Annotated in this window: 25 protein-coding genes; 19 read left to right on the top strand and 6 right to left on the bottom strand. The window is 61.3% G+C overall.

Features of this window, described 5'->3' with window-relative positions:
- The first annotated feature begins 33 nt into the window (after positions 1 to 33).
- From JQF37_RS26195 to feaR, 8 genes are all read left to right on the top strand, one after another.
- A complete protein-coding gene (locus JQF37_RS26195) occupies positions 34 to 405 on the top strand; it encodes a hypothetical protein (protein ID WP_130208834.1) in 372 nt (123 codons plus the stop codon).
- 3 nt (positions 406 to 408) lie between these two features.
- Positions 409 to 879 carry a nuclear transport factor 2 family protein gene (locus JQF37_RS26190; RefSeq protein ID WP_130208832.1) on the top strand — a complete coding sequence of 157 codons (471 nt, stop codon included), beginning with the start codon at positions 409 to 411 and terminating at the stop codon, positions 877 to 879.
- Positions 876 to 2,033, top strand: coding sequence for an amidase (locus JQF37_RS26185; protein WP_130208830.1), 1,158 nt, complete (start codon positions 876 to 878; stop codon positions 2,031 to 2,033). The genes JQF37_RS26190 and JQF37_RS26185 overlap by 4 nt, the downstream gene beginning before the upstream one ends.
- A 10-nt stretch (positions 2,034 to 2,043) precedes the next feature.
- Positions 2,044 to 3,327, top strand: a complete 1,284-nt coding sequence (locus tag JQF37_RS26180; protein WP_130208828.1) for an aromatic ring-hydroxylating dioxygenase subunit alpha — start codon at positions 2,044 to 2,046, stop codon at positions 3,325 to 3,327.
- Positions 3,324 to 3,824 carry an aromatic-ring-hydroxylating dioxygenase subunit beta gene (locus JQF37_RS26175; RefSeq protein WP_130208826.1) on the top strand — a complete coding sequence of 167 codons (501 nt, stop codon included), beginning with the start codon at positions 3,324 to 3,326 and terminating at the stop codon, positions 3,822 to 3,824. The genes JQF37_RS26180 and JQF37_RS26175 overlap by 4 nt, the downstream gene beginning before the upstream one ends.
- Before the next feature lie 10 nt (positions 3,825 to 3,834).
- The gene (locus JQF37_RS26170) at positions 3,835 to 4,575 is read left to right on the top strand and encodes an SDR family oxidoreductase (protein WP_130208824.1); all 741 of its coding nucleotides are present in this window, start codon (positions 3,835 to 3,837) and stop codon (positions 4,573 to 4,575) included.
- A 117-nt stretch (positions 4,576 to 4,692) separates the two neighbouring features.
- Complete coding sequence (locus JQF37_RS26165) at positions 4,693 to 5,643, top strand: PDR/VanB family oxidoreductase (RefSeq protein ID WP_130208822.1); 951 nt, start codon at positions 4,693 to 4,695, stop codon at positions 5,641 to 5,643.
- Between the two features lie 151 nt (positions 5,644 to 5,794).
- Positions 5,795 to 6,715 (top strand): transcriptional regulator FeaR, encoded by a 921-nt coding sequence (feaR, locus tag JQF37_RS26160; protein ID WP_130208820.1) that lies wholly within the window; start codon positions 5,795 to 5,797, stop codon positions 6,713 to 6,715.
- 153 nt (positions 6,716 to 6,868) lie between these two features.
- Here feaR and JQF37_RS26155 read toward each other — a convergent pair whose 3' ends face one another.
- Entirely contained in the window at positions 6,869 to 7,498 is a 630-nt protein-coding gene (locus JQF37_RS26155) for a response regulator (RefSeq protein WP_130208924.1), read from the bottom strand.
- Positions 7,499 to 7,758: 260 nt separating this feature from the next.
- Between JQF37_RS26155 and hpaC the strand changes: the two genes are divergently transcribed.
- Positions 7,759 to 8,271, top strand: coding sequence for a 4-hydroxyphenylacetate 3-monooxygenase, reductase component (gene hpaC, locus JQF37_RS26150; protein ID WP_130208818.1), 513 nt, complete (start codon positions 7,759 to 7,761; stop codon positions 8,269 to 8,271).
- 283 nt (positions 8,272 to 8,554) lie between these two features.
- On the opposite strand, the gene JQF37_RS26145 is transcribed toward hpaC, so the two are convergent.
- The gene (locus JQF37_RS26145) at positions 8,555 to 10,681 is read right to left on the bottom strand and encodes a methyl-accepting chemotaxis protein (RefSeq protein WP_130208816.1); all 2,127 of its coding nucleotides are present in this window, start codon (positions 10,679 to 10,681) and stop codon (positions 8,555 to 8,557) included.
- Between the two features lie 146 nt (positions 10,682 to 10,827).
- Complete coding sequence (locus tag JQF37_RS26140; RefSeq protein ID WP_130208814.1) at positions 10,828 to 12,150, bottom strand: hypothetical protein; 1,323 nt, start codon at positions 12,148 to 12,150, stop codon at positions 10,828 to 10,830.
- Positions 12,151 to 12,522: 372 nt separating this feature from the next.
- Between JQF37_RS26140 and JQF37_RS26135 the strand changes: the two genes are divergently transcribed.
- Together JQF37_RS26135 and JQF37_RS26130 are read left to right on the top strand one after the other, a co-directional pair.
- Positions 12,523 to 12,912, top strand: coding sequence for a c-type cytochrome (locus tag JQF37_RS26135; protein ID WP_130208812.1), 390 nt, complete (start codon positions 12,523 to 12,525; stop codon positions 12,910 to 12,912).
- 60 nt (positions 12,913 to 12,972) lie between these two features.
- Entirely contained in the window at positions 12,973 to 14,463 is a 1,491-nt protein-coding gene (locus JQF37_RS26130) for an aldehyde dehydrogenase family protein (protein ID WP_130208810.1), read from the top strand.
- A gap of 30 nt (positions 14,464 to 14,493) precedes the next feature.
- Here the strand turns inward: JQF37_RS26130 and JQF37_RS26125 are convergent, their stop codons facing one another.
- The 3 genes from JQF37_RS26125 to JQF37_RS26115 form a co-directional block, all read right to left on the bottom strand.
- Positions 14,494 to 16,881: a DUF3772 domain-containing protein gene (locus tag JQF37_RS26125; protein ID WP_130208808.1), complete on the bottom strand. Its 2,388-nt coding sequence runs from the start codon at positions 16,879 to 16,881 to the stop codon at positions 14,494 to 14,496.
- Between the two features lie 139 nt (positions 16,882 to 17,020).
- Positions 17,021 to 17,272, bottom strand: coding sequence for a glutaredoxin 3 (gene grxC / locus JQF37_RS26120; RefSeq protein WP_130208806.1), 252 nt, complete (start codon positions 17,270 to 17,272; stop codon positions 17,021 to 17,023).
- A 26-nt stretch (positions 17,273 to 17,298) separates the two neighbouring features.
- Positions 17,299 to 17,817 carry a carboxymuconolactone decarboxylase family protein gene (locus JQF37_RS26115; RefSeq protein ID WP_130208804.1) on the bottom strand — a complete coding sequence of 173 codons (519 nt, stop codon included), beginning with the start codon at positions 17,815 to 17,817 and terminating at the stop codon, positions 17,299 to 17,301.
- 133 nt (positions 17,818 to 17,950) lie between these two features.
- Between JQF37_RS26115 and JQF37_RS26110 the strand changes: the two genes are divergently transcribed.
- From JQF37_RS26110 to JQF37_RS26075, 8 genes are all read left to right on the top strand, one after another.
- A complete protein-coding gene (locus tag JQF37_RS26110; protein WP_130208802.1) occupies positions 17,951 to 18,763 on the top strand; it encodes an AraC family transcriptional regulator in 813 nt (270 codons plus the stop codon).
- Positions 18,764 to 18,769: 6 nt separating this feature from the next.
- Entirely contained in the window at positions 18,770 to 19,174 is a 405-nt protein-coding gene (locus JQF37_RS26105; protein WP_130208800.1) for a DUF488 family protein, read from the top strand.
- A gap of 156 nt (positions 19,175 to 19,330) precedes the next feature.
- On the top strand, positions 19,331 to 20,608 hold the full coding sequence (locus JQF37_RS26100; protein ID WP_130208798.1) for a cystathionine gamma-synthase family protein: 1,278 nt from the start codon (positions 19,331 to 19,333) through the stop codon (positions 20,606 to 20,608).
- Between the two features lie 150 nt (positions 20,609 to 20,758).
- Positions 20,759 to 22,189 carry an amino acid permease gene (locus JQF37_RS26095; protein WP_130208796.1) on the top strand — a complete coding sequence of 477 codons (1,431 nt, stop codon included), beginning with the start codon at positions 20,759 to 20,761 and terminating at the stop codon, positions 22,187 to 22,189.
- A 60-nt stretch (positions 22,190 to 22,249) separates the two neighbouring features.
- Complete coding sequence (locus JQF37_RS26090) at positions 22,250 to 23,140, top strand: LysR substrate-binding domain-containing protein (RefSeq protein WP_130208794.1); 891 nt, start codon at positions 22,250 to 22,252, stop codon at positions 23,138 to 23,140.
- 16 nt (positions 23,141 to 23,156) lie between these two features.
- The gene (thrC, locus tag JQF37_RS26085; protein ID WP_130208792.1) at positions 23,157 to 24,536 is read left to right on the top strand and encodes a threonine synthase; all 1,380 of its coding nucleotides are present in this window, start codon (positions 23,157 to 23,159) and stop codon (positions 24,534 to 24,536) included.
- Positions 24,537 to 24,558: 22 nt separating this feature from the next.
- Positions 24,559 to 24,996, top strand: coding sequence for an Lrp/AsnC family transcriptional regulator (locus JQF37_RS26080; protein ID WP_130208790.1), 438 nt, complete (start codon positions 24,559 to 24,561; stop codon positions 24,994 to 24,996).
- Between the two features lie 533 nt (positions 24,997 to 25,529).
- Positions 25,530 to 25,814, top strand: a complete 285-nt coding sequence (locus JQF37_RS26075) for a hypothetical protein (RefSeq protein WP_204149853.1) — start codon at positions 25,530 to 25,532, stop codon at positions 25,812 to 25,814.
- The last annotated feature ends 73 nt before the right edge of the window (positions 25,815 to 25,887 follow it).

Below are 25,887 nucleotides of genomic sequence, written 5' to 3'. Positions count from 1 at the left end.
TTTCAGAGCTCTCCCTTTCAAGGATCAAAACCCATGACCCAGACCACTCAAGAACCCTTGCGCGTCGTCTTCTGCATCGGCATCACCCAGAACTTTTTCGACCTGCCCACCGGCGAAGGCCTGAGCGTGTGGAAAGGCTTCAGCCAGATGATGGGCTCCCTGGGCGCGATGCCTGGCATCACCGTGCTCGGCGCCATGGACGATGACCGCCTGATGGTCGGCCCGTCCACCACCTCGCCCTGGACCGTGTACATCATGGCCGACGTCGACTGCCACCAGTCGGTGATCGACGCCTGCAACCTGTTCCGCACCACGCCAGTCGGCGAATACAGCCTGTGGCGCTACGCCAGGGTCGAAGCGCGCATCGGTCGTCCGCTGACCATTCCCGACGCGGCCAAGGTGTAAGCCATGGACGAGGCCTTGCTGCAGCGTCTGGTGACGCTCGAAGGGGAAAGCGCGGTACGTCGCTTGATGGCTCGCTACATGGACCTGTGCGATGTGCCGAGGGCGGTGACTCACGTCAGCGAGCTGGCCCGGCTGTTCACGGTCGATGCGATCTGGGAAGGGGTTGGCAGTGTCACCGCACAGACCTTTGGCCAACACCAGGGTCGTGAAGCCGTGGCCGCGTTTGTCGGCGGTTACCTGCCACCGTCGGAGCACTTCCGGCTCAACCTGCATTACCTCACCAGCGAGTCGATTGTGGTCGACGGCGGCACGGCGAAAGGGCAGTGGATCATGCAGCAGATTTCCACCTACGCCGATGGCCGCAGCGAGTTGTTCGGCACTCGGTTGAACATCGATTTTCGCTGTGTCGACGGTAGCTGGCTGATCGCGCATTTCCGCACGCAACGGCTGTTCAATATGGAGCTGAGTGCATGAGTACATTCATCAGCGAATTCCTCCTCGGTGGCAGCGGCAAACGCGTGGCCATCAAGGATTCCATCGACATCGCCGGCCATCCGACCCGCTCGGGCAGCCGTGCATTCGCCGATGCACCCCCGGCCACGAAAAACGCCGAGGTGGTGGACGCGATTATCAATGCTGGCTGGCAGATCGTCGGCAAAACCAACCTGCACGAACTGGCCTTTGGCGTCACCGGCATCAACGACTGGACCGGTACGCCGATCAACCCGCAAGCCCCTGACCGGGTGCCGGGTGGTTCCTCCAGCGGTTCGGCTTCAGCGGTCGCGGCGGGCCTGACGGACATCGCCATTGGCACCGACACCGGTGGTTCGGTGCGGGTGCCGGCGGCGTGCTGCGGGGTGGCCGGGCTAAAGCCGACTTATGGCCGTGTCAGCCGAGTCGGTGCGCATCCGCTGGAGTCGAGCCTCGATTGCGTCGGGCCGTTCGCCAGGCGCATGGACGACCTGATCGCGGCGATGCAGGTGATCTGCCCGGGCTTTGAAGCGCAAAGCTTGCCGAACGCCAGTGCAAAGGTCGCTTTCCTGGAAGTGGGCTGCGATCCGCACCTGCAAGCCAGCCTCGGTGCCGCCGCCGACCGCGCCGGATGGCGTCGCGGCAACCTGCGCCTGAGCGAATTCGAAGCAGCGTTCGCGGCCGGCCTGACGGTGATCAATTTTGAAAACTGGGCCGCGTTCGGTCATCTCACCGGCAAGGGCCTGATCGGCGCGGATGTGGAAACACGTTTGCTGGTCGCCAGCCGCACCACTCGCGAAGAACTGGCCCACGCCGAAGCCGTGCGCACGCGCTTCACGCAACAGGTGGACGCCGCGCTGGAAGACTTTGCAGTGCTGTTGTTGCCAACGCTGCCGACCTTGCCGCCGACCCTCAGCGAAGCCCGCGCCGGCAGCAAGACCGTGGCCGGCATGACCCCGCTGGTACGACCCTTCAATCTCAGCGGTCACCCGGCGCTGACGGTGCCGGTGGAACTCGATGGCGGCGGGCTGAAAGTCGGCCTGCAAATCGTTGGCCGCAAAGGTCAGGACGAACTCGTCTGCGCCTTCGGTGCGCAGCTGCAACAGAGCATGGCCGGCGAACGTCCAGCCCCAAGAAATCATAAAAACAAGCCATGAGGAGAACCGCATGAGCACTCATGAATACCGGCTGATCGCAACGTCGAAAAGCCCCGAAGACCTGGTCCAGCACGACCGCGTCGATGTCTCGCTGTACAACGACCCGGCGCTGTTCGAAGCCGAGCTGGACAAGATTTTCTACCGCACCTGGGTGTGGGTCGCCCACGAAAGCGAAGTGCGCAACGCCGGTGACTTCAAGACTGCCACCATTGGCCGTCGGCCGGTGATTGTCGTGCGCGACAAGAAAAACACCATCAACGTGCTGGAAAACCGTTGCCGGCATCGCGGCGCCACCGTGTGCGAGAAGCACAAGGGCAACGCCACCGGTTTCACCTGCCCGTACCACAGCTGGTCCTACGGCCTGGACGGCAAGCTGCGTGCGCTGCCGTATCCGGATGGCTACGAAGGCATCCTGGAAAAATCCGAACTGCCGCTGACCAGCCTGCGCGTCGAGAGCTACGCCGGCATGGTCTTCGCCAGCTACAACGACGAGATCGAACCGCTGGAAGACTTCCTCGGCGGCGCCAAACACTGGATGGACCTGTTCATGAAGCAGGGCGCCGGTTACCCGATCAAGACCCAGGGCGAACACAAGTTCAGCTTCAAGGGCAACTGGAAGATCCAGCTGGAAAACACCACCGACGGCTACCACTTCCCGATCGTGCACAAGTCGTTCATGTCCTCGGTGGATGAAGAAACCTCGGAAATGCTCTCGTTCATGACCGACGAGCAAGCCGTCACTCACTCCCTGGGCAACGGTCACAGCGTGATGGTGATGGTGCCTGAGCACGTCGACCTCGATCACGACGACGGTACTGAACAGCTGCAGGAGCGTTTCGCCCACGTCACCGAAGCGCTGTCGAAAACCATGCCGCCCGAGCAGGTACGCCGCATCGTGCGCTCGCTGCACGGCGCCGGGTTCAACCTGAACCTGTTCCCCAACGTGGCGATGTCGATGTCGTTCTTCCGCGTGCTGCGCCCGGTGTCGGTGACGGAAACCGAGATCCGCCACGTCGCCCTCGGCATGGACGGCGGCCCGGAAATCGCCAACCGCGAACGCATGCGTATTCATGAACACTTCCAGGGCCCGTTCGGGTTCGGCAGCCCCGACGATGCCGAGGCCTGGGACCGCGTGCAGCGCGGCTCATATGCCGGCGTCGACGCGCCGATCCTGGTCAACCGCGGCCTCAATCGCGAAATCACCGCTGAAAACGGCGACAAGGTCAGCCACGCCACCGACGAAGGCGGCATGCGCGGTGCCTACGACATGTGGAAAAGGATGATGAGCCAATGAGCAATCACGACACCCTGAACGGCTTTTCCGGCCCGTTGGCCCAGGCCATCGAATTCATCTGGCGCGAAGCCGAACTGCTCGACCACAAAAACTACGCCGAGTGGGCGACCTTGTGGAGCGAAAGCGGCAAGTACATCGTGCCGATCGACCCGGACACCGAGGACTTCGAAGCGACCCTCAACTACGCCTACGACGACGCGCGCATGCGTGACTTGCGCATCGAACGCCTGACCGCCGGCTACTCGCCGTCGGCGGTGGACGCGGCAAAAACCATCCGCACGGTTTCGCGTTTCCGTCTGGTGGAAGCGGCCGGCGACATCGTCGATGTCAATTCGGCGCAGTTGCTCTACGCCTACAAGCGCGGCGTGCACACACCGTTCGTGGCCGACCTGAACCACCGTATCCGTTTCACCGATGGCGTGCCGACCCTGGAGCGCAAAGTGGTGCGGCTGATCAACTCCACCGACAGCCTGAGCGCGCTCGGCTTCCTTTTGTGAGGGCAACAGCATGAGTCGAGTAGCCCTTGTAACGGGTGCTTCGCGCGGACTGGGCGAGTGCATCGCCCGCCGTCTGCATGGCGCGGGGTATCGCGTCGCGCTGGCCGATGTGCGCCTCGACGGCGTGCAGCAGCTGGCCACCGAACTGGACGGCAGCGGCGCTACGGCCCTTGCCATCGAGCTGGACGTGCGCAGCAAGGCGGATTTTCAGCGGGCCCGTGACTTGCTCGCCGAGCGTTGGGGCGGCACCGACATTCTGGTGAACAACGCTGGGGTATCGAAAGTCGCGGCACTGATGGACATCACGCCTGAAGAGTTCGACGAGTCAATGGCGATCAACCTGCGCGGCACTTTCGTGGCCTGCCAGGTGTTCGGCGCGCATTTCGCCGAGCGTGGCTTTGGCCGCATCGTCAACATCGCCAGCCTCGCCGGGCAAAACGGCGGCACCGCCACCGGCGCGCATTACGCTGCGGCCAAGGGTGGCGTGGCGACGCTGACCAAGGTCTTCGCCCGCGAACTGGCACCGCAAGGGGTGACGGTCAACAGCATCTCGCCCGGTCCCCTGGACTTGCCGGTGGTGCGCGAAACCGTGGCCCCGGAGCGCCTGGAACAGATCCTGAAAATGATCCCGGCCGGCACGCTAGGCGACCCCGCGTACATCGCCGACAGCGTGCTGCTGTTGATTGCCGATCACGCAACCTCCGTAACCGGGGCGTGCTGGGACATCAACGGCGGCTTGTTCATGCGCTGATTGTTGCCGCGCCCCGATCTTATGGCTGGCAGTTGACCCTTGTGGGAGCGAGCTCGCTCCTACAAGGAGTAACCAAGCCACAGTGTTAAATCAAAACAACAGAATTCAGGTGACCCAATGATGAAGGTGAAGATCGAAAGGATCGTCGACGAAGCGCTGGATATCCGTTCCTTTCGCCTCGTGCGCAGTGACGGCCAGCCGCTCGACACCTATGAGCCGGGTGCCCATGTCGACCTGACCGGGCCGACCGGGGTGACCCGCCAGTATTCCCTGTGCAGTCCGCCGCAGGACCGCCGCGCCTATCTGGTGGCGGTGAAAAAAGAGCCGCAATCGCGCGGGGGTTCGCTGGCGCTGCACGAGCAGGTCGAAGAGGGCATGGAGCTGGAAATGGGCGCGCCGCGCAACCTGTTCCGCCTCGACCCGAGCGCCACCGAACACGTGCTGTTCGCCGCCGGTATCGGCGTGACGCCGCTGCTGAGCATGGCCTATCGACTGGCGGAAAGCGGCCAGCCATACCGCCTGCATTACTTCGCCCGCTCGGCCCGGTACGCCGCGTTTACCGAACTGCTGGCGACGAATTTTGCCGAACATGTGCAGTTCCACTACGGCGTCGAGCCGGGGGATCTGGACGGCGCATTGAGCGAGTGCCTGGACCGTGCCGGCAATGCCGCCCACGTCTACACCTGTGGCCCGGCACCGTTCATGAACAAAGTGGTGGAAGTGGCGGCGCGCAGCCGTTCGGACGACGCCATTCACCTGGAGCACTTCGCGGCGGACCCGGCAGCCAACAGCGCCCCGGCCGGCAGCTTCGAAGTGGAACTGGCCAGCTCAGGCGTGGTGCTGCAAGTACCGGCCAATAGCAGCCTGGTCGATGTGTTGCAGGCCCATGGTTGCGACATCGACACCGAGTGCCGCGAAGGCATCTGCGGCACCTGCATCGTCGAGGTGCTCGACGGCCTGCCGGAGCACCGTGACAACTGCCTGTCGAACAAGGAAAAGGCTTCCAACAAGCAGATTTGCGCCTGTGTTTCCCGGGCACTTTCCGCTCGTCTGGTATTGGACATCTAAGCGCTTTCTTCACTGGAAAGCAGACGCCGGAGCCTGTTGAATGGCGCCCGGCGACCATCGAGGGAGGCGATGGCAGGAAAACGAAACATGTTTACCGAACCGCTCGACGAAGCGGCCGGAAATAACAACAAAAAAGTGAGGCTTTGCGGACATGATTACAGCATCGGCGGTGCGCAATGAGGCGTTCGAAAGTTGGTTGAGCCAGGTTAACCAGGCGTGCGGGCGCTTCGATGCCCGTGCGCTGGACACCGATTTTTATGGCGAGTTGACGGAGTTTCGCAGCGGTGCGATCAAGCTCAGCGTCGTCGACATGGCGCACGTGCACCTGTATCGCACCAGCAAGGATGTCAGTGTCAGCAGCGACGGGCACTACTACGCAGTGTTCCAGATGCGCGGCAGCTCGCAGCTGGAGCAGGGCGACAACCGTGCGCAACTGGGCTGTGGCGACATCGCCCTGATCGACGCCTGCCGCCCGAGCGACATGACCTACCACGAGGACTCCCGACAGCTGTCGCTGATCCTGCCGCGCCAGGTGGTTGAGCGTGGCTCGCACTTCACGGCGGTCAATTGCGCCACGCGCATCGCCGCCAACAGTCCACTGGCCGCGATGGCCAACAAGCTGGTACTGGAAACTCGGCAGCAGGAAGGGCTGGACATGCAGCAAAGCGAAGCCGTGCTCGACGCCCTGGCCAGCCTGCTGTTGCCGGGCATCAGCGCTCACGACGGCGGCAGCGACGCCCATGAACGGCAGTTTCGCAAGATCATCGCCTTTATCGACCAACACATCAGCGACGAAGAACTCTGCCCGGAACTGATTGCCCGCGAGGTGGGCGTGTCGGTGCGCGGCCTGTACCGCATGTTTTCCAAGCGCGGGCTGGTGGTGGCGCAGTACATCAAGCACAGGCGCCTGGACTTCTGCGCGGAAAACCTGCGTCGCAGTGCTGTCGAGCAAAAGCTGTCGGCCCTGTGTTATGCCTGGGGTTTCTCCGATTCCAGCTACTTTTCCTCGGCCTTCAAATCCCGCTTCGGCGTGTCGCCGGGGGCTTATCGCAAGCGCTATAGCCAGAACTGAGCACAGGGTGGCATTTGCCATCCCTGTTGCATGGGGGGGGCTTCGCTGGCAAGCCAGCTCCCACAGTGGATTTTGGCGCGACACAAATTTTGTTTTCATCAGAGAGCCCTGTGGGAGCTGGCTTGCCAGCGATGGCGGCCTGGCCGGTGTGCCTCAGTGCCGCACCGGCTCATCCACCGGCAAATGCAGCACCTCGCGTACCAGCATGGCGATGCTGGTCACGCCCATCTTTTCCTTGATCTTGGTGCGGTGCACATCCACGGTTTTCACGCTGATGTTCAGCTCCCGGGCGATCACCTTGCTGGCCTTGCCATCGATCACCAGCATCAACACTTCACGCTCGCGACTGGTCAGCAGCGCCAGCTTGCCTTGCAGGTTCCGGCGCTGCTCCTGATCGGCCTGGGCATGCACGGCGGTCTTCAGCGCTGCCTGGATGCGGTCGATCATCTGCTGCGGGTTGTAGGGCTTCTCGACGAAGTCCAGCGCGCCATTCTTCATCGCCGTCACCGACATCGGAATGTCGCCATGGGCCGAAACGAAGATGGTCGGCAAGGTGCTGCCGCGCTGGTTGAGGATTTCCTGCAACTGAAAGCCGCTGGTCTCCGGCATGCGCACGTCCAGCACCAGGCAGGCCGGCTGCTTGGGGTCGTACTGGTTAAGGAACTCTTCGGCGCCGGCAAAGCACTGCGCCTTCACGCAGACCGACTCCAGCAACCAGGCCAGCGACGTGCGCAGGTCTTTGTCGTCGTCAACGATGTAAACAATCGGTTTGCGGGTTTCCATCAGGGCTGCCACGAAAGTTTCTATTTATTGTTTTCGCACGCGAGCACGCGCGGCGCACATCGGCCCATCTTTTTGGAGCCAGTGTGCAGAATACTCACTGTCACCGGCCGTGACGATAAAGAAACCACCTAGTCGACTAGCGGAAAGCCCACCTCGGCATGGGGATCGTCAGAATGGTTGTGCCGCGTGCCGGGCCTTAGTCTTGTTCCATCACCTAAGGGCCGCCGGATGGCGGTCCTCCCGAGAGGAGGGGCATCGACATGGCCGACCTGAGCCAGCAGCAAATCGACTTTCGCAACGCCATGGCGCAGCTGCCTGCGGCGGTGAACATCATCACCACCAACGGTCCTGGCGGTCGTTGCGGCATCACTGCCAGTGCCGTGTGCTCGGTAACCGATTCGCCGCCCACCGTGCTGGTGTGCGTCAACCGCAACAGCGCCACCCATGATGTGTTCCGCACCAACGGCCACTTGTGCATCAACGTGCTGTGCGGTGAACAGGAAGAGCTGGCCCGTCACTTCGCCGGCATGACCAAAGTGCCCATGGCCGAGCGTTTTGCCTGGGACCTGTGGGACGACGGCACCGCCGATGTGCCGGTGCTGCGCGATGCCCTGGTGCAGCTGGAAGGGCGGATCAGCGAGTGCAAGGAAGTGGGCTCGCACTCGGTGATGTTCGTTGAGCTGACGAAGGTGGGCGTGCGCGAACCACGGGACAGCCTGGTGTATTTCAACCGCCTGTTTCATCGCGTGGAGCATGCCGGGGCGCATTGCTGAGACCGCGTTATCGTTCAATCGCGAGCAGGCTCGCTCCCACAGTTAATCGTCGTCGTGCACAGGTCCTGTGTTCGCTGGAGATCAAATGTGGGAGCGAGCCTGCTCGCGATGGCGGATTGTCAGTCGCCGGTGATGTTGCATGTGAAGTCCTCATCGCTGGCAAGCCAGCTCCCACAGGGTTCTCCGGTGAACACAAAATCTGTGTCGCGCCAAAATCCATTGTGGAAGCGAGCTGGCAACGGGCCGCGTTCCGACGATGACGGTATGTCAGGCAACACCGATGTCAAATGCGGAAGCTGCCCACCAACTGATTCAACCGCGCAGCCTGTTGCTCCAGCTCGGTACAGGCGCGCAATGTCGATTGCAAATTCTCCACGCCTTTCTGATTCAGGGTGTTGATCTGCGTGATGTCGACATTCAAGGCCTCGACCACGGCGGTCTGTTCCTCGGTAGCAGCGGCGACGGATTGGTTGACGTTGTCGATCTCGCCGATGCGTTGGGTCACGCTGCCCAGACGAGTGCCGGCCAGGTTGGCGATGGTGACGCTTTCTTCGCTGTGCTGCTGGCTCTCGGTCATGGTGACCACTGAATCCCGTGCGCCCACTTGCAGCGCTTCGATCATCTGCTGGATCTCCAGCGCCGAGGTCTGGGTGCGCCCGGCCAGGCTGCGCACTTCGTCGGCAACCACCGCGAATCCACGGCCCGCTTCACCCGCTCGCGCCGCTTCGATCGCGGCATTGAGTGCCAACAGGTTGGTCTGCTGCGAGATGCCCTTGATCACTTCGAGGATCTGCCCGATGTTTACGGTCTTGTCGTTGAGCACCTCAATGTTGGCGCACGATGCACTGATCTTGCCGGACAGCGCGTTCATCACTTCAATGGTGCGCTCCACCACTTGGCGACCGTCCTCGGCCTGTTGCCGTGCGGCGGAGGCTTGCTGCGAGGCGTCGGAGGCGTTATGCGCGATTTCCTGGGCGGCGGCGCCCAGCTGATTGATCGCGGCGGCCACGCTGTTGGTGCGGGTGGACTGATCGTCGAAATTGCTCAGCGATGAATGGGATGCCTCCAGCACCCGCCGCGCCCCCTCGTTGACGCCAAGGGCTGCCGACGACACCTCGCGAATCGAGTGATGAATGCGTTCGACGAAGCGGTTGAACGCGGTGGCCAACTGGCCGATCTCATCCCGGGATTGCACGGCCAGGCGACGGGTCAGGTCGCCTTCGCCGAGGGAAATGTCCTCCATGACCCGCGTCAACACTTGCAGCGGCCGGGTGATGCGTTGCGCGGTGTACCCGATCAACAGCAGGCCGAGCAGGGCCGAGCCGCCGCCCAGCAGCAGTTCCAGTGCGGTGCTTTTCACCCCTTGGGCATCGAGTTGCTGTTGCAGGGTGGTCACCGGTGCCAGCAACACCTCCTGCGGCACACCCACCAGCACACCCCAGGGCGCGGCCCCGGCAATCGGTGACAGCGGTTCCAGGACCTTGATCTGCTGCGGATCGACAAACACCTTCGCCTGGCCCTGGCGCAAGGCGTCCATGACCTCGGCATTGTCCATTGGCTGACCCAGGCGACTGACGTCCTGACTGTTGGCGGAGATCACGCCGCGGGGGCTGACGATGCTGATCTGGCCGCGGCCGTCGAACAATTGCAGCGCACTGGTTTGACTGTTCTTCTGCAGCGCGGCGAGGTTGATGTCGAGGCCGACGACGGCGATGACTTTGCCGTTTTCCAGCAGCGGGAAGGCGACGCTGGTCACCAGTTTGCGGCTGCCGGATGCTTCGTCGAAGTAGGGCTCCAGAACGCACGCCTGACGGGTGTCGCGGGCACAGGTGTAGAAGGCGTTGTACGGTGCACCGCTGGGGCCTGGCTCCGTGTTGGCGAGCAGGCCTTCGTCACCGATCACCGCTTGCAGTTCGCCGGGTTTGCTTTGCACCCAGTAGAGCGAGAAGCGTCCGGTTTCGTTGCTGCCCAGATCCGCCTGGTTGGCGAAACCGGCGTCGGCACCGTCCAGGGCGTCCGGCTCGAAAATGACGTAAAGCCCGAGCAGGTCGGGCTTGTCGATCAGGGCCTGGTGAAGCTGGGTGCTCAGCTCCTGGCGCAGTTGTGGGCGGGTGAGGTTCCCTTGATGCTGGAGTTGCCTCAGATAGAGCAAATACCGCGACAACCCCTGGCCAAATTCGTGGGTCTGCATGAAGGTGCGCTGCACCTGCATGGCCTGCACCTTGCCCAGGGCCTGCATGTGTTCCCTGGCTGCATCGGCGAGCATTTTGCCGCTGGCCTCGGCCACTTGCTGGCTGCTCTGGTGAGTCTGGTACAGCGAAAGCCCCATCAGCAAACCGACCACCAACAGCAGGCAGAGGCCGGCGAGCAGGGTGATTTTGCTCTGGATCGTGAGGAATTTTTTCTGCATGGGAAATGCCTTTTTCCTGGTGGCGAAACCGATCCCCTGTAGGAGCGAGCCTGCTCGCGATGGACGTCAACGATGACGCGGGCTGTCTGAATGCCCGTGGTGCTCGGGCCTCCATCGCGAGCAGGCTCGCTCCTACAAGGTTCGCGTCAGAACGTCGTGGCGAAAATCACCTGGCCATAGACGTTCTTGTCGTTGTTGCCCAACTGCGTACCGCCCTGGTCGGCGCTCTTGTCCGGCTGGAACAGGCCGATCAGCGGCATCACCGTGAGGTGGTCGTTGACGTGCCACTCGGCGTACAGGTCTGTTTCGTGGCCATCGGTGTTGCCCAGGTCGCGGTCGATAGTGTCGTAGTTGAAGTACATCGCGCCGAGGTTCAGGTTCGCCAGCGGCGAGACGGTGAACTTGAGTTGCTGGATGCGCGAGTTGGTGTTGAACGGGCCGGCGTAGTTGCCCGCCACTTCACCCTGGAACCAGGTGCCGAAGCCGCGACTGAAACCGTAGAACAGGGTGTCGTAGCCTTCCGAGAAACGGCTGTAGCGGTAGCTGGCATAAGGCGTCCAAGGTACGTCGGAGAACGTCCAGCCGGCTTCCAGGTACCAGGCGTCTTCGTTGGCGGCGTGGGGTTTGTCCTGCCTGGCGTATTCGCCGGAGAGGAAAAGGTCCTTGACCCCGGCATTGCCCGTTGCGCGCAGGCTGTAGGTCTTCATGCCATCGCGCTCCAGTTGCGCCGGGGAGGCGTACTGTTCGTCGACATCGGTGGTGTCGATGTAGGTCAGGCCGACAGTGCCGGCTTCCGACACGTGTTCCAGGGTGCCAACATACATCTCCGTCTTGGCCTGGGCGCGGTTATCGGATTTGAGCCACATCAGGTCGCCTCGCCAGCCTTCCTTGCCGCCGATACGCAGCACGGCGGTTTCGTCGAACGCCTTGCGCGCGGCCAGCCAGTAGGCACCGCCGCGATTGAATTCGCCGTCGGCCAGGCCCTTGCCCATGTTCAGCGCGTCACCATCAATCAGGAAACCGTCGCCGACCACGATGTTCTGGCGACCGAACGACAGGTCGATACCGTCCGCACCCAGGACCGGAAACAGATCGCTCGAGCGCCAGCCGAGGTAGGCGTCTTCAAACTTTGTGGTGCGTTCCGAACCGTCGCTGAAACCGGCAGCATCGCCGTCGCCCCAGGTGCCGGAACTGAGTAGATTCGCCGCGCCGTAAGTCGTGCCGGCACCGGCCAGTCCTTTGTCGAAACTCAGGCCGTACTTGATGTAACCCTCACGCCACGACGACGAACCTTCATCGAGACGGCCCGACAGGGCGTAGTTTTCCTGGCTGTGGAAAATGCCGAAAACCGCTTCCAGGGTGGCGTTCAGGTGACTGTCGCTATCGGCGTAGAGTTCATAGGCTCCGGCCTGACCTGCGCTGATCATCAGCGCGAGGGTAGAGAGTCGAAGCAAGGGGGACTTGAGCATGGCGTGACATCCGTTCTTGTTCTTGAGCGCAGGTTTGCGGTCTTTTTAGATACTAAGGTCCGGTTTTCTTTTGCCCTTTTGCCTGTTTGCCAAATAGTTGGCTGTGCTTGCCAGATTGCATGGCAAGGGTGATGGCATGGAATTCTTGCTGCTTCGTTTCCCTGTGGGAGCGAGCTTGCTCCCAAAGGGAAAAGCAAACGTGCATCCGAGCGATCTGGCAGAACCGCCAACACAACTGGCACGCAGGGCAAAACCTGCGAATCACCGACCACCGACAATCCTGATCAACCCTGCCGGGGCACCGTTGCCCCGGCACTTTCAGAGTTGGCGTTCGCCTGCTGGCGAATGCGTGGATTTTCAAGGTCGTTTCCTATGTTCAGCTCCCTGCGTTTGCCTCTTTTCGGATTGTTGTCTTTGACCCTGGCCCAGGCGGCGTTGGCGGCCGATTGCGCCCCCGATCAACGCCACGGCGCCGAGGTGTTTGCCAATGAATGTGGGGTTTGCCATTCGGTGACCAAAGGCGCGACCGGCATGATGGGGCCGAACCTGGCGGGTGTGGTCGGGCGCAAGTCCGGCTCCTTGGAGGGCTTCAACTATTCGCAAGCCATGCGCAACAAAAATATCGATTGGCAGGCCGAGAACATCGCGCAACTGATCACCCAGCCTCAGGCCTACGTGCCTGGCACTTACATGCCTTACATGGGCCTGGCTTCGGCGGACGATCGCCAGGCGGTCGTGTGCTTCCTCAAAGAACAACACTAAGCGGCCGGTTTCCTGGCTGATCCAACCTTCACACCGAACGGTTTTATTGAAAGGTGAATTATGAGCAACGTTGAAATCCTGCCGCAGGTGGCTGCATTTATCGAACGCCGCCACGGTTGCTTCATTGATGGTCAGTGGGTGTTTGCCGAGGGCGACAGCATTGCCGTGGTCAACCCGGCCACCGGGCAGACCCTTTGCGAAACCCTCGATGCACCGCCGGCAATCGTCGAACGCGCCGTGCAGTCATCGCACAAGGCATTCAAGTCCGGGGTCTGGTCGGCACTGCGTCCGGCGGATCGCGAGCGCATCCTGCTCAACTTCACTCGCCTGGTGGAGGAGCACGCCGAAGAACTGGCGCAACTGGAAACCCTAAGCCAGGGCAAGTCGATCAACATGGCCCGCGCCCTGGACCTGAACGCCACCGTGGAATTCATGCGCTACATGTCCGGTTGGGCGACCAAGATCGAAGGGCAGACCTTCGACGTGTCGATCCCGTTGCCACCGGGTGCCAGGTTCACCGCCTTCACCAAGCGTGAGCCGGTGGGTGTGGTGGTCGGTATCGTGCCGTGGAACTTCCCGCTGCTGATCGCGGCCTGGAAACTGATGCCGGCGCTGGCCACCGGTTGCACGGTGATCATCAAGCCGGCAATGGAAACCCCGCTGACCGCCATGCGTCTGGCGGAGCTCGCGCTGGAGGCCGGCATTCCGGCAGGCGTGTTCAACGTCGTGACCGGTGGCGGTGCCTCGGTCGGTGGCGTGTTGACCCAGCATCCGCTGGTGAGCAAGGTCTCGTTCACCGGTTCTACCGCCGTTGGCAAAAGCGTCGGCGTGGCGTGCATGGCCAACATGACGCGTTTCTCCCTGGAGCTGGGCGGCAAGAACCCGATGATCGTGCTCGCCGATGCCGACATCGAAAAAGCCGTGCAAGGGGCGATCCTCGGTGGCCTGCTGAACAACGGCCAGGTGTGTGCCGCAGCTTCGCGTTTCTACGTGCACCGCTCGATCCACGACCAATTCGTCGAAGCCCTGGCGGCGGCGGTGTCGGCCATGCCGATGGGCGCGGGCATGAACTGCGACGCGGCGATCAACCCGCTGGTCTCGCGCAAGCAGCAACAAAGCGTGCTCAAGCACATCGAACTGGCCCGTCAGGAAGGTGCGCGCGTGGTCTCGGGTGGCGAGCTGGTGGAAGGCGACGGCTTCTTCGTCCAGCCGACGATCCTCGCGGACATCGACCACAGCATGGCCGTGGCCCGCGAAGAAGTCTTCGGCCCGGTGCTGGGCGTGATGCCGTTCGACGATGAAGAGGCCGCGATCGAACTGGCCAACGACAACCGCTATGGCCTGGCCGCCAGCCTGTGGACCAACGACCTGAGCAAAGCCATGAATCTGGTGCCGCGCATCGAAGCCGGTACGGTCTGGGTCAACGCCCACGTGCTGCTCGACCCGGCGATGCCGTTCGGCGGGGTCAAGCAATCGGGCATGGGCCGTGAGTTTGGCCGTGCGGTGATTGAGGCCTACACCGAGCTGAAATCGGTGTGTATCGCGCATTGATGCAAGGGGCGCCTGCGGCGTGATCGGGTATCACGCCGTCGGTGGCGGTTTCGCCAGTTCAATCCCGGCGGCGCCCAGTCGCTTGAGTATTTCAAACAGCAATTCGCTCTTGATCGAGCCGACCGTGCGCGGGCTGGCGACGTAACCGGTGATCGTCAGCGTGATGCCTTCGGGTTTCAGCTGGCTGAAGCGCACGAACGGCGCCGGTTTTTCCAGAATGGATTCGTGCTCGCAGAAGGTGTCGTACAGCAAGTTGCGCACCTGCTCCGGGTCGATGTCCAGCGGGAAGGTCAGTTCAAGTATCGCCACGCCTTGGGCGCTGCCGCCGAGGGTGACGTTGCGCAGGTTCTGCGAAATCAGCTGCGAGTTCGGCACGATGACAATCGAGCGGTCGGCCAGTTGTATTTCGGTGGCCCGCACATTGATCCGGCGGATATCGCCTTCAACCCCGCTGATGCTGATCAGGTCGCCGACCTTCACCGGGCGTTCGGTGAGCAGAATCAGGCCGGAGACGAAGTTCTTCACGATCTCTTGAAGACCGAAGCCGATCCCCACGGACAAGGCGCTGACGATCCACGCCAGGTTGGTCCACTTGACCCCCAGCGACGACAGCATGAGCAGGATCACCAGGGCATAGCCGATGTTGGAAAACAGGGTGCTGAGTGAGGCGCACATGCCCGGGTCCATTTCCGTTTTCGGCAGCAACTCGTTGTCCAGCCAGCGGCTCAGGGTCCGTACCAGATAGATGCCGATCAGCAGCGCCAGCAGGCCGTGCAGCAGATTGGCCGGGACAATGTTCAGTTTGCGCAGGCCGTCGCCGCCAAGCATCGCCAGTATGTTGTTTGCCAGTTGGTCGAGGGTCGAGCCCACCCCGCCCACCAGCAGCGAGATAAAGCCGATCAGCAACAGCGCGGCGCGGCCGACGCCAGACAAAATGACCGAGATCTGTTCCAGGCGCGTATCGCCAATGCCGAGCAACTGCTTGAGCGTTTTGCCGGTGGGTTGCCGAGGTGAAAACAGATATTCGCAGCTGTCCTTGAGCAGCTGTATCAGCAAATAGAAGCCGGAAAAAATGATGAACAACCAGACCAGTTCGTAAGTGATGAAGCGCGACAGCGACACGTAGCCAATGAGCAGGGCGAACAGCGAGGCCACGGTCGCGATGCTGGCGAAGGCATACACCACGCCAGCCAGCGTCCGGCCCGCCTCAGGCGCAGCGCCGGCCACCACCATGGCCCGCCGGGTTCTGTTGACCCGTAACAGAATCGAACCGATCAAGGATGAGATGATAAGTGCGACCAACCCACGGACCGTGATCACGACCTCGGTGCTCATGCCGGTGGCATTGGTCATCTGGGCCAGTGACACCGTCACCAGCAAGACGGCAGCCAATCGCCGGGGATAGGGTTTGATCGCCAGTGCCACCTCGTCGGCAATGGCCGGCAGCCGCCATGACGGATGTTGGGTGGACAACAGCGCACGGCTCAATCCGGTGATCATCACGCAGGTGTAGACGATTTTTTCGAATTCCTCGGAAAACCCTGCCAGTTGCGGTGTCAGCGGCAGTTCGCGGGTGAGGGCAAAAAACAGTACACGCAGGGCGATAGCGGCGGTCAGCACCGTGGCGACGACCGACGCGAGCGCAAGGGCGCTGCGGCGCAGGCGTCCCTCGGGCATGCGGTGTATGCACAACCAGGTCAGTCCGCGTTCGGCGAGCCGACGGCCGACGCCCCACAGGACCGCGGCGAATATCACGAGCACGCTGGTCAAAAGGCGCTTGCCCGGTTGCCAGACCGAATGCAGCGTGTCGCCCGCCTGCTGTATGAACTCGACCAGCCGTTGCCGGTCGTCGGCAGGTGGATTGAATAGCGGGACCCAAAACCAGGGATTGAGGATGCTCAGGGTGCGTTGGGTCACTTCGGTTTCCAGCAGGCTGCGTCGAATGACAGCAATCTGGGTGAGCAATTCGGCGGCACTGGCTTTGATCGCCGCCAGGGTTTTCAGTTTGTAATCGACTTTGTTCTTTTGTTCGGTGAGCACAGCCCTTTGGCTAGCGATATCGGACTTCTCCAGTGCGGCCTCGGCCAGCGGAGCAGGGCTCAGCACCCCCAGTTGGGACTGTAATTGCACCTGTTCGGGCAACAACAGTGCCGACAGGCGATCAGCCTCCTTGATCAGCGCCTGAACCAAATCTTGCGGGGCTTCCAGTTGGTTGTAATTGCTGACCTGAGAGACCTGTTGTTTGAGGCTGTTGAGTTGGCCTTGCAGCGCCTCCAGATCGCTGTCGGACACCCTGGCGACGGCGCTGCTCGCGCCGGCGCCCGGGACATCGGGCATGGGCGCCGCCGACAGCATCGCGCCGCTCGACGCCAACAGCAGGAAAACGATGAACATCACGGACTTCAAGGCATTGCGCATAGGCGTGCTCGACCGGTGTTGAGTCAATTAGCCTATGAGGTTAGGCCATGACGCGCACGTTAGAGCGTTGTTTGGTCGGATGTGGCGAAGGAGTCAGCTCCCTCGCCACAGCTTGGTGTTGGGTCTGGACCGTTCAGGCTCAGGCCAGCATCGACATTAAGCCGCCCTGGCGATCCAGTTTGGCCAGGTCGTCGAAGCCGCCGATATGCGTGTCGCCGATGAAAATCTGCGGCACGCTGCGCCGGCCACTGCGGCTGAGCATTTCTTCGAGTTTGCCCGGCTGGGTCTGAATGTTGATTTCCTGCATGGAGATGCCTTTGCTTGCCAGCAGTGACTTGGCACTGCGGCAGTAAGGGCAGGTGTCGGTGGTGTACAGGGTCACAGTGTTCATGCTCGGTTCTCCGCTCTGGAACTGGCTCAGGCATCGATGGCCGGGAAGTCGATATCGGTCAGCGCGACGTTGTTCAGGTAGTTGGTCAGCGTCTGCGAAGCCACATGGGCAATCACTTCGATGATCTTGCCGTCGTCGATACCGGCGGCGCGTGCCGCAGCAATCTGTTCGGCGCTCAAATGGCCGCGACTTTCAGTGATTTGCTGTGCCAGCAGGGCATAGGCGTCGAGCTTGCCTTCACGGGCGCTCAGGATGTCCTGGCTGGACAGACCGGCCTTGCCGGCAAACAGCGTGTGGGCCGCCAGGCAGTAGTCGCAACCGTTGACCTGCGACGTGGCAAGAAAGATCGCTTCCTTTTGCGTTGCGCTCAGGGACGTCTTGCCCAATGCCGCCGAGTTCTGCACGTAGGAGGTGAGTACGGCGGGGGCGTGGGCCAGGACTCTGAAAACGTTGGGCAGGAAGCCGATTTTCTTTTGCACGCCTTCCAGCAGAGGGCGGGTGGCGTCGGTGGCGTGTTCGAGGCTGACAGGGGCAATGCGGGTCATGATGATTCTCCGAGGATTCTAGCGCGACAGGCGCTGGGTACGGAGTTCATGCTAAAGATCTGGGCTGGTCTATTGGGTGCAAATCGTCGACGATATGCAACAGATCGTCCAGAACTGCCTTCGGGAGCCCCCCATGGATCGCTTGTCCACCTTGCTCACGCATTTCGGCGTCAATGCCGGCACCTTTCACAGCGGCACGTTTTGCGGCACCTCGGCTTTCGATGGCAGCCAGTCGTGCGGTCATCTGCATTTGCTGCAGGCCGGGGAGGTCGTGCTGAAACTGGCCGATGAGCGAGCGCTGAAGATCACCGAGCCGACGCTGATCTTTTTCCCCCGGCCGTACCGTCACCGCTTGTCCGCCACGCAAGCATCGGCCACGCAGTTGGTTTGTGCCTCGCTGAACTTCGATGGCGGCTCCGGCAATGCCCTGGCCGGCGCATTGCCGGATTACATGGTGCTGAAACTCGATGAAATCCCGACCCTGGCCAGTACCCTGGAATGGCTGTTCAACGAGGCTTTTGACGGCACCTGCGGGCGTGAAGCAGTCATGGACCGCTTGTTCGAGCTGCTGGTGATTCTGTTGCTGCGGCACATTCTGAGCAGCCGCAATCAACAGCCGGGCATGATGGCCGGTCTCGCCGATTCGCGTCTGGCACGCCCCCTGAACCTTATGCACGAAGCCCCCGGCAAGGCCTGGAGCGTGGCGGAACTGTCGGTGGCGGCCAACATGTCGCGGGCCAGTTTCGCCGAGCATTTCCGGCGGGTGGTCGGGCAGACGCCGGTGGATTATCTGGTGAGTTGGCGCATCAGCCTGGCGCAGAAGCGCTTGCGCGAGGGCAAGCCCATTGCCCTGATCGCCGAAGAGGTCGGTTATGAAAGCCCCTCGGCTCTGGCCCGGGCGTTTCGGCGCAAGACCGGGGTGAGCCCGCGGGAATGGAGGGGGTAAACGCTGATGATCCAGTGCAAGCCTGTCGACGAGCCTGTCGCCGCCGACGATGGACGACGAGTCCTGGTCGATCGGCTATGGCCGCACAATTGGCCCAAGGCCCCGGCTTCGTTGCACGCCTGGCTGCCCGACCTTGCCCCCGCGATTGATCTGCACAAGCGGTTCACTGCCGGCGAGCTGGATTTTGTGCAGTTTGCGGCGGTGTATCGGCAAGCATTGGCGGCGCAGCCGGCGCATTGGTGGGCGCTGCTGCCATTGGCCGAGACAAGCACGCTGACCCTGGTTTTCACCGCCAAAGACCCATTGCAAAACCATGCGGTCGTCCTCGCCCAATGGCTGGAAGAGGCGCTTGATCGGTCTGCAGGCTCCAGTTCGCCCGTGTGTTATCGGGATGAGTTTCCGGATTATTGAGCGGCAACGTGTCTGCCCCCACGCCAGGCAGCCATTAAAAAAAGCAGCCCTCAGGCACCGATAACATCGTTTCTCGGGGGCGCGGCTTTTCAATATATTGGCCGCCAGATCCGGTGAGTGACTCAACATTCGCCGCCCTCAGTGCGAGTAGTCTTTATGAATAAAAAACCAGGCAGCGCGGCGTTGGTAAATGCGGGTTCGGGGACCCGCGCAGTGTGGGGCGGAGAGCAAGTCAGGCATCCCTACAATGCCACTCAAACCCCGATCGTCGTCAGTGCTGCATATGGTTACGACGACATCGACGTCTGGTACGACGTCGCTTTGGGCAAGGCACCGGGCTTCATTTACAGCCGCATGGGCAACCCGACGGTCGAGACCCTCGAGGCAAAAATTCGCGAGTTGGAAATGGCCGAGTCTGCCGTGGCGTTCAGTAGCGGAATGGCGGCGATCAGCAGTGTGCTCTACACCTTCCTGGCCCATGGCGATCGGGTCGTGTCGACCAAGGACAGCTATGGCGGCACCAACAAGATTTTCGAAGAGTTCCTGCCGCGTACCGGTGTGGAGGTGACGTTGTGCGAGACGTTCGATCACGAAGAAATCGAACGCGAAATCGCCAAGGGTTGCCAACTGGTGTACCTGGAAACACCCACCAACCCGACCCTCAAAGTATTGGACATCCAGCGCCTGGTGGCTGCTGCCAAGCGTGTCGGTGCCGTTGTGGTGGCGGATAACACGTTCGCCACGCCGTTGAACCAGAACCCGCTGGCGCTGGGTGTGGACGTGGTCATTCACAGTGCGACCAAGTTTCTCAGCGGGCACGGCGACGTGCTGGGCGGCCTGGTGTGCGGCAGCGAAGGGCTGATGGCCAAGGTGCGTCACTACCGGGAAATCAACGGTGCAACGCTCGACCCGTTCTCCGCCTACATGATCATTCGCGGGATGAAAACCCTGGTGCTGCGCATGCGTCAGCAGCAACGCAGTGCCCGGGCCCTGGCGGAGTACCTGTGCACCGAACCGTTGGTGGAGTCGGTCAATTATCCCGGCTTGCCCGGCCACCCGAATCACGCGGTGGCGTGCGCGCAGATGTCCGGCTTTGGTGCAATCGTCAGCTTTGTCGTGATGGGCGGCATGGACACGGTCAAGGTGCTCTTGCCACGCCTGCGTTTCGCCCACTGCGCAGGCAATCTCGGTGCGGTGGAAACCATCTATGGCCCGGCCCGGACCACCAGTCATGTGGAGAACACGCTGGAGGAGCGACTGGCCCTGGGTATCTCCGAAGGATTGGTGCGGATTTCTGTCGGCATCGAGGACACCGACGACCTGCTCGACGACCTTAAACAGGCTTTTGCCTTTGTCAGAAGTTCGGGCAACTCAGCGGTACAGGAAAACACTCAACTTTCAATCAATGAAACGTGTGCAGGGATAGCAGGTTGAAGATTTAACGTTAATGCCTCACTGCAAGGATTTAAGTGGGGAGTTCATGAAGTGGAATAATAATAAAACCTAGTGGCGACTTTTTTTACTCTGCCCTGTTAGTCGTAGCAGACGTTAATTCGTGCCCTAATAACTTTCATGAGAACAACCATGTCCATAAAAGAACAACAACTTGATACGCGCTCGGGTTTTAAACAGGAAATGCAGACCCGCCATATTGTCATGCTGGCATTAGGCGGCGTCATTGGTACCGGGCTGTTTCTCACGTCCGGGTATACGGTCAACCAGGCCGGTCCCCTGGGCGCGGTGATTGCTTACATCATCGGCGCACTCATGGTTTACATGGTGATGATGTGCCTGGGCGAGCTGGCGGTGCAGATGCCGGAAACCGGTTCGTTCAGTACGTACGCCACCCGGTTTCTCGGGCCGGGTACCGGGTATACGGTGGCCTGGTTGTATTGGCTGACCTGGACGGTGGCCATCGGTTCCGAGTTCACCGCCGCCGGTATTTTAATGGTGCGCTGGTTCCCGGAAACGCCTGTATGGATCTGGAGCGCGTTATTTGCAGTTATGGTGTTTCTGACCAATGTGGTTTCGGTTCGCCTGTTTGCCGAGACCGAGTTCTGGTTGTCGCTGGTTAAAGTGGTGACCGTGATCGTGTTCTTGATGATTGGCGGTGGCGCCATTCTCGGTCTGTTGCACATTGAGCAAGGCCACAGTATCGGCTTGAGCAACTTTACCCGTGAAGGGCTTTTCCCTACCGGGTTCATGCCGATCGCAATGACATTACTGGCTGTCTCCTTTGCCTTCTCCGGCACTGAATTGATTGGTATTGCCGCCGGGGAAACCAAAGATCCACAGCGCAACGTGCCGCGTGCCATTCGCACGACCGTGCTGCGCCTGGCGATCTTTTTCGTGGGGACCATTTTCGTTCTGGCGACCCTGTTGCCCCGTGAACAGGCCGGTCTGGTAGAGAGTCCATTCGTGACGGTGTTTACCTACATCGGGATTCCATACTCGGCCGACATCATGAACTTCGTGATCATCAGTGCCTTGCTGTCGGCCGCCAACTCCGGGTTGTACGCCGCGTCGCGGATGCTCTGGACGCTGAGTGACCAGGGGCACCTGCCCAAGCAGTTCTCGGCCCTGACCCGCATGGGCACGCCGCTCAACGCGATTATCGTCAGCATGGCCGGTGGCGCTGCTTCGTTGCTCAGTAGCGTGTTTGCGGCCGATACCATCTATCTGGCGCTGGTGTCGATCTCCGGGTTGGCGGTCGTGGTGGTGTGGATGAGTATCGCGGCGAGCCAGATTGCTTTCCGCCGTCACTATGTGGCCAATGGCGGTGATATCCGCGACCTGAAATTCCGCGTCCGGGGCTATCCGTGGGTGCCGTTGGGCGCGCTGGTCTGCTGCAGTCTGGCGTGTGTCGGGATTGCTTTCGATCCTGAGCAACGGGTGGCGTTGTACTTCGGTTTGCCCTTCATCGCCTGGTGCTACTTCGTGTATTACATTACGCGCAAAAGCCGCGAGCGACGCTTGTCGGCTGCCCCCTTGGCACAACCGTCCGATGCGTTCTAGCCAGCGTCGACGGGATGGGCAAGCGTGCTCGGTGGAGGGGGCGTCCAAGAGGTTCAAGCCATGAAGCAAAAGACGTTACCCCCACTGAACTGGCTGCGGGCATTCGAGGTGTCTGCCCGCTGTTTGAACTTCACCCATGCCGCCGAAGAACTGTGTTTGACCCAGGGCGCCGTGAGCCAGCAGATCCGCCAACTGGAAAGCCACCTTGGGGTTGCACTTTTCAAGCGCCTGCCCCGTGGCCTGGGACTGTCGGAGGAAGGCCAGGCATATCTGCCGGTGGTGCAGGACGCGATCACGCGACTGGCCGTGGGGACCAACGAAATTTTTGGTCAACACAAACGCCGGCCGATCAAGGTGCGCGGCAGCCTGGCGTTTTTCGTGCACTGGCTGGCGCCCAAACTGCAGGCGTTCAGCCAGGTGCATCCCCATGTGGATATCCGCTACATCAGCAATATCTGGGTCAAGGAGCTGGATGGCGAAGACGACATGGAGATTCGCTGGGGCCACGGTCAATGGCCTGGGCTGGTGTCGCAGCGACTGACCTGGGACACGCTGTTCCCGGTCTGTTCGCCGGGCCTGATGGCGAAGTCACCGCTGATCGTCCCTGCGGACGTATCGAACCATCCGCTGTTGCATGTGCTGGGTTACGAGGAGGGTTGGGGCTACTGGTTGAACATGGTCGGCGCGCACAGCGTCGACTTCTCGACCGGCATGCAATTCGACACGTTGATTTCTACCCTGCGCATGGCCGAGCTGGGGCAGGGGATTGCCCTGGCGCGGTCCTCGATGGTCGATGACATGCTTCGGGATGGGCGATTGGTCGAACCCTTTACCCAGCGTATCGACGCCAGCGAGTCTTTTTACCTCGTGCGCGATTCCGGGGCCGAGCAGCACCCCGACGCGGCGATATTTTCCACCTGGCTGGTCGAGCAGGCCCATCGTTTCAAATAAATCGCCGGAGCCAACCATGCGTTATGTGAGTACCCGGAATTCGGCCGTGCAGGTCGATTTCGAAAAGGTCGTGTTGTCGGGAGTCGCCGAGGATGGAGGGCTGTTCGTACCGCTCCAATTGCCGCTGTTTGAATCACAGGACATTGCCAATTGGTCGACCTTGTCCTATGACGAGCTGGCCTACAGAGTGATCAGCCCGTTTGTGGGTGAGGCGATCGCCGAGGCTGACCTCAAGCGCCTGTTGAAAGAGGCCGGCAGCCAGTTCAGTCATCGCTCCCTGGCACCTTTGCATCAGGTCGATCGTAACGAGTGGGTGTTGGAGTTGTTCCACGGGCCGACTCGCTCTTCGAAGGATTTCGCTGCTCAGTTGCAGGCACGGCTGGTGCAGCACTTTCTGCGTAAACGCGGGCGTAGCGGGGTGGTGATCGGTGCCACCAACGGCGATACCGGGCTGGCGGCCATCGAAGCGTTCAAGCACTGCGAAGAAACCACCGTGATGGTGTTTTACCCCGAGGCGGGCGTGCCCCAGGACCAACTCCGGCATCTGCAGGCCGTGGCACACCCGAGGGTTCATCAGTTTGCCGTCAATGGCAGCTTCGACGAGTGCCAGAGCATTGTCACGCGGCTGTTGCGACAGTGGTCCTATGCGCAGCACGAGGCGATCAGTTTCAACTCCAGCAATTGGGTCAGTGTGCTGGCGCAACTGGTGTTTTATTTCCACGCGGTGCTGCAACTGGGAGGCGGTCAACGACCGATCGGTTTCAGCGTGCCAGCCGCGAGTTTTGCCGAGGTGTATGCCGGCTACATCGCGCAGAAAATGGGTCTGCCGATCACCCAGCTGATCGTGGCGACCAACCAGAATGACGCGTTGCATCAGTTGTTTCAAAAGAACCACTACAGCCGATCGCGCGCCAACAAGACGTTGTCGCCGGCCATGGACCTGTCGGTTTTTGCCAATCTGGAACGTTTTGTGTGGGAACTCTACGGGCATGACGATCAGGCGGTAAGTGCCCTGATGGCGGGTTTCGAGTCCAGCGGCGAGATGGTCATCGCCAAAGAGTTCTGGTTGCAGGCGCGGATGATCATCGACTCCTACGCGGTCAGTGATGAGCAGACGCTGAAGGAAATCACCTCGCTGTATCGCGACACCGGTTACGTCATCGACCCGCATACCGCCACCGGCGTCCTGGCGGCCAGGTTGTATCGTCGAAGCCTGGTCGCGCCGATGGTGACCCTGGGGGAAATCTCACCGGCCAAGTCAGCGGCGCTGTTGGGTGAACTGGGCATCAGTCTGGCGGTGCCGCAACGCGAGGTCGCGGCACAGGGCCATGTGCAGCTTCACCGGATTGAGCCGGACGACCTCGATACCATTCATGCGCTGCTGAACGCGCTGTGACGACGCGGTAACAGGAGGCCAAGTGAAGCGAATTCTGGACCCTCTCGATGAGCACATCATCGCGCAGCTACGGCTCAATGCCAGGGCTGCACACGCCGAGTTGGCGGCCAAGGTCAACCTGTCGCGCAACGCCGTGCGTCAGCGTATCGAGCGACTTGAACGGGACGGTGTCATACAGGGCTATACGGTGAAAACCGGCGAGGGGCGACAGGCCGCCTCGGACATCAACGCGGTGATTTTCGTGTACCGCTACGACCGGATGCGCGGCGCAGAAGTGCTGCAAGCGCTGCGGGAAATTCCGGAGGTCCTCCAGTGCGATGTGATGAGCGGCGAGTTCGACTTGATGCTGCGAGTCGGCGCGTCGAGCCCGCAACGGGTGCACAAGGTCTGGACTGAAATTGCCGCATTGCCTGGCGTGGAAAACACCGTGACGTCCTTCGTATTGTCGTCAGTCGTATAGCCCGTTTTGCGTGCTGCCAAAAGCCAACCTGCGTTGGCTTTTTTTATGCCTTCATTGATTTGGAGGTCGCTTCATTTTTGTAGGAGCCAGCCTGCTGGCGATGGTCGTTAACGATTACGCGTATGGCCTGGATAAACGCGGCGCACTGGAGTCCATCGTCGGAACGCCGCCCGGAGCCGGCTCGCTCCTACAGGATTGCGTTACCTGTGCCTGGGTACATTCCCGTGTGGGAGCCAGCCTGCTGGCGATGGTCGTTAACGATCACGCTTATGGCCTGGATAAACGCGGCGCACTGGAGTCCATCGTCGGAACGCCGCCCGGAGCCGGCTCGCTCCTACAGGATTGCGTTACCTGTGCCTGGGTACATTCCCGTGTGGGAGCCAGCCTGCTGGCGATGGTCGTTAACGATTACGCGTATGACCTGGATAAACGTGGCGCACTGGAGTCCATCGTCGGAACGCCGCCCGGAGCCGGCTCGCTCCTACAGGGATTGCGTGAGCTATGCCAGGGCACCGCCCCCTGTGGGAGCTGGCTTGTCGGGTCGCCGCATCGCAGCGATGGTCGTTAACGATTACGCGTATGGCCTGGATAAACGCGGCGCACTGGAGTCCATCGTCGGAACGCCGCCCGGAGCCGGCTCGCTCCTACAGGATTGCGTTACCTGTGCCTGGGTACATTCCCGTGTGGGAGCCAGCCTGCTGGCGATGGTCGTTAACGATTACGCGTATGAGCTGGATAAACGCGGCGCACTGGAGTCCTTCGCCAGCAGGCTGGCTCCTACAGGTATTGCGTTTTCGGTGTTTCCCGGGATCGCGTGAAGATCCTTCTTCATGCCTGAAACTTTGCTCCGGCGCTGGTCAAAACGCCCACAAAATAGAGCAATTTGGCCTA

The organism is Pseudomonas sp. MIL9 (assembly GCF_016887925.1).
GTDB classification, from domain to species: domain Bacteria; phylum Pseudomonadota; class Gammaproteobacteria; order Pseudomonadales; family Pseudomonadaceae; genus Aquipseudomonas; species Aquipseudomonas mohnii.
The sequence above is the reverse complement of the archived record's forward strand: the minus strand, read 5'-3'. Positions and strand labels throughout refer to the sequence as shown.

Bases quoted from the DNA above. Each gene is read 5' to 3' on its own strand.
- JQF37_RS26195 (WP_130208834.1), top strand. From the start codon at position 34: ATGACCCAGACCACTCAAGAACCCTTGCGCGTCGTCTTCTGCATCGGC.
- JQF37_RS26190 (WP_130208832.1), top strand. From the start codon at position 409: ATGGACGAGGCCTTGCTGCAGCGTCTGGTGACGCTCGAAGGGGAAAGC.
- JQF37_RS26185 (WP_130208830.1), top strand. From the start codon at position 876: ATGAGTACATTCATCAGCGAATTCCTCCTCGGTGGCAGCGGCAAACGC.
- JQF37_RS26180 (WP_130208828.1), top strand. From the start codon at position 2,044: ATGAGCACTCATGAATACCGGCTGATCGCAACGTCGAAAAGCCCCGAA.
- JQF37_RS26175 (WP_130208826.1), top strand. From the start codon at position 3,324: ATGAGCAATCACGACACCCTGAACGGCTTTTCCGGCCCGTTGGCCCAG.
- JQF37_RS26170 (WP_130208824.1), top strand. From the start codon at position 3,835: ATGAGTCGAGTAGCCCTTGTAACGGGTGCTTCGCGCGGACTGGGCGAG.
- JQF37_RS26165 (WP_130208822.1), top strand. From the start codon at position 4,693: ATGATGAAGGTGAAGATCGAAAGGATCGTCGACGAAGCGCTGGATATC.
- feaR (WP_130208820.1), top strand. From the start codon at position 5,795: ATGATTACAGCATCGGCGGTGCGCAATGAGGCGTTCGAAAGTTGGTTG.
- JQF37_RS26155 (WP_130208924.1), bottom strand. From the start codon at position 7,498: ATGGAAACCCGCAAACCGATTGTTTACATCGTTGACGACGACAAAGAC.
- hpaC (WP_130208818.1), top strand. From the start codon at position 7,759: ATGGCCGACCTGAGCCAGCAGCAAATCGACTTTCGCAACGCCATGGCG.
- JQF37_RS26145 (WP_130208816.1), bottom strand. From the start codon at position 10,681: ATGCAGAAAAAATTCCTCACGATCCAGAGCAAAATCACCCTGCTCGCC.
- JQF37_RS26140 (WP_130208814.1), bottom strand. From the start codon at position 12,150: ATGCTCAAGTCCCCCTTGCTTCGACTCTCTACCCTCGCGCTGATGATC.
- JQF37_RS26135 (WP_130208812.1), top strand. From the start codon at position 12,523: ATGTTCAGCTCCCTGCGTTTGCCTCTTTTCGGATTGTTGTCTTTGACC.
- JQF37_RS26130 (WP_130208810.1), top strand. From the start codon at position 12,973: ATGAGCAACGTTGAAATCCTGCCGCAGGTGGCTGCATTTATCGAACGC.
- JQF37_RS26125 (WP_130208808.1), bottom strand. From the start codon at position 16,881: ATGCGCAATGCCTTGAAGTCCGTGATGTTCATCGTTTTCCTGCTGTTG.
- grxC (WP_130208806.1), bottom strand. From the start codon at position 17,272: ATGAACACTGTGACCCTGTACACCACCGACACCTGCCCTTACTGCCGC.
- JQF37_RS26115 (WP_130208804.1), bottom strand. From the start codon at position 17,817: ATGACCCGCATTGCCCCTGTCAGCCTCGAACACGCCACCGACGCCACC.
- JQF37_RS26110 (WP_130208802.1), top strand. From the start codon at position 17,951: ATGGATCGCTTGTCCACCTTGCTCACGCATTTCGGCGTCAATGCCGGC.
- JQF37_RS26105 (WP_130208800.1), top strand. From the start codon at position 18,770: ATGATCCAGTGCAAGCCTGTCGACGAGCCTGTCGCCGCCGACGATGGA.
- JQF37_RS26100 (WP_130208798.1), top strand. From the start codon at position 19,331: ATGAATAAAAAACCAGGCAGCGCGGCGTTGGTAAATGCGGGTTCGGGG.
- JQF37_RS26095 (WP_130208796.1), top strand. From the start codon at position 20,759: ATGTCCATAAAAGAACAACAACTTGATACGCGCTCGGGTTTTAAACAG.
- JQF37_RS26090 (WP_130208794.1), top strand. From the start codon at position 22,250: ATGAAGCAAAAGACGTTACCCCCACTGAACTGGCTGCGGGCATTCGAG.
- thrC (WP_130208792.1), top strand. From the start codon at position 23,157: ATGCGTTATGTGAGTACCCGGAATTCGGCCGTGCAGGTCGATTTCGAA.